This is a genomic window from Shewanella sp. S1-49-MNA-CIBAN-0167 (genome assembly GCF_040310145.1).
GTDB lineage: Bacteria > Pseudomonadota > Gammaproteobacteria > Enterobacterales > Shewanellaceae > Shewanella > Shewanella psychromarinicola.
Window position 1 is genome coordinate 1 of sequence record NZ_JBEOPO010000089.1, and the last position, 2,041, is coordinate 2,041.

2 protein-coding genes are annotated in these 2,041 nt (G+C 39.6%); both read right to left on the bottom strand.

Annotated features, from left to right (window positions below; all coding sequences use genetic code 11):
* Positions 1 to 555 precede the first annotated feature (555 nt).
* Complete coding sequence (locus tag AAEZ00_RS20465) at positions 556 to 984, bottom strand: hypothetical protein (protein ID WP_351001244.1); 429 nt, start codon at positions 982 to 984, stop codon at positions 556 to 558.
* Between the two features lie 88 nt (positions 985 to 1,072).
* Positions 1,073 to 1,372 (bottom strand): hypothetical protein, encoded by a 300-nt coding sequence (locus AAEZ00_RS20470; RefSeq protein WP_351089701.1) that lies wholly within the window; start codon positions 1,370 to 1,372, stop codon positions 1,073 to 1,075.
* Positions 1,373 to 2,041 lie beyond the last annotated feature (669 nt).

Sequence of the window (2,041 nt, forward strand, 5' to 3'; positions counted from 1 at the left end):
ACAAAGAGGAACCCTTGGGTTCAAAGTCCTATCTTTCGCCCAAACAAAAAGGCCTTATCTTTCGATAAGGCCTTTTTCTTGGATCTTGCGGAGGGATAGCTTGCTTGTAACAAAGAGGAACCCTTGGGTTCAAAGTCCTATCTGTCGCCCAAACAAAAAGCCTCATCATTTCTGATGGCCTTTGTTTTGAATCTTGGGGGAGGGATAGCTTGCTTGTAACAAAGAGGAACCCTTGGGTTCAAAGTCCTATCTTTCGCCCAAACAAAAAGGCCTTATCTTTCGATAAGGCCTTTTTGTTGAATGTGGCGGAGGGATAGGGATTTGAACCCAAGCAATCAGCCACAAAATAAAACTAAAATTCATTATAATCAATTACTAATCGAAAAGTCACATCTCAGATAGTGAACATTCGTAGTCGATATATGACATTTAAATATTTATCGGTTAAATTGTCAATGATAAACGCCCTGCTAATAAGTGAGTGCAGGCGGGCGAATTGCTCTGCAATAGGCGTGACAGCCTTGGAGAATCTCAATTCAGCTGTTTATAATACATTTAATCCGTTACTGTAAACTTTATTTTCTCTAACTCAATTTCATCCCAAAATATTTGAAACTCAAAAACACCAGGTTTATCAACTAGATCCCATTGTGTAAAACGAAAATACCTCCTATCCACAATATCAGGTGTGGCTTGAATAATTCTAGGTTCAAACTCAAGATTGAGTGCTTTTGAACCATCAGCTTTTAATTCAAAAATTTTTGTTTTCAGAAGATGAGGGGCGTTGTCATTTAGCTTAATATAGAAGCCAAAAGCGGTTTCTGAACCAGAAATTATTCTGTCTTTGGTTACTGAGTTTGTTGCCTTTATAAACTGAATACCAGTGTTCGGATCCAGACTAACAAGCCCTGACTCTACTTCTAATGAGTAAGATGGTGTAGCAAAGAGCGCATTCAACACAATTAGTAACGTTATGAACTTCAAGATTCACTTCCTATAGCATGTATAACGCAAAGCACACGGGTGACGACCGCGCAGCGGTTGGCATCCCAGCGGCCGCAGCTGCGCCTTGTTATGTTTTTATTTGCACCCTGTCTTTGATTAGTGCGATTGTTCCAGGCCATTTTTTACCCTTTGGTAGTGCCCACTGTTTCGCGATTGGGTCGATGATACCGCCAATCAATTCATAGTGCTTCGCAACTTTTATGCGCTTCCACTTAAGGCGAAAAAAGTAAGCATTTAACCGTTTGTTGTTTTTAATCTTGTGAGCACTGTACTCAGCACCTAACAATCGCGAAAGCAAAACTCTGACTTCATTTTTGTCCATGCATTTAACAGTTGCTCTTAGCAAATGTTCAGGTGATTTATACATGGGACTTAAATGCCTCAAGCAGACTCCAGAAAAACATAACGCTTATTGAAGGGCTTGCGCTGCAAAGCCAGTCCCTTAACTTATTGATTAATAACATCCTACATTTGCTATCTTATTGAAGTAAAGCAATTAATTATGCCTAACAGACAAAAAACAAACCGAGCTTGCGCGTAAAGTAGAGTTTCTGGTCACCGCCAGAAAAATTAAAAGCATTAATATCAGACGATTACGATTTTTCTATTTTCAATACGATACAACTAAAGAACGATTTTTAGCGTAAATCGATGAAACACCATTATAACTGTACATAAAAACAGTACGTACCACATAAAAGTGTGCATATTGATTTTATCTTTCACGCTTTTGATTTCTTCACATGCGCAGCATGTGGCTGTTGGGGTTAAGGGGTATCCCCTTGCCCGTAGCACCTATCCGACCTTTTGGAACAAAAGTGGGATAGGTGCGCACCGGGTTACGTTGTAGTCCCACTTTTTAAGTGGGCTGTTTTGGCTTCGCACTCACTGAGTGCGAAGCGGTTTAAATTGCATTATTTACGTGAAAAGTTACGTGAAATTAACGCGAAAAAGGTGAGAATTCGATTTCTCAGCAAGATTTATTATCGATTTACGCCCGTAGGATTTGATAAGTTCGTCTGAGAAATGATACAGC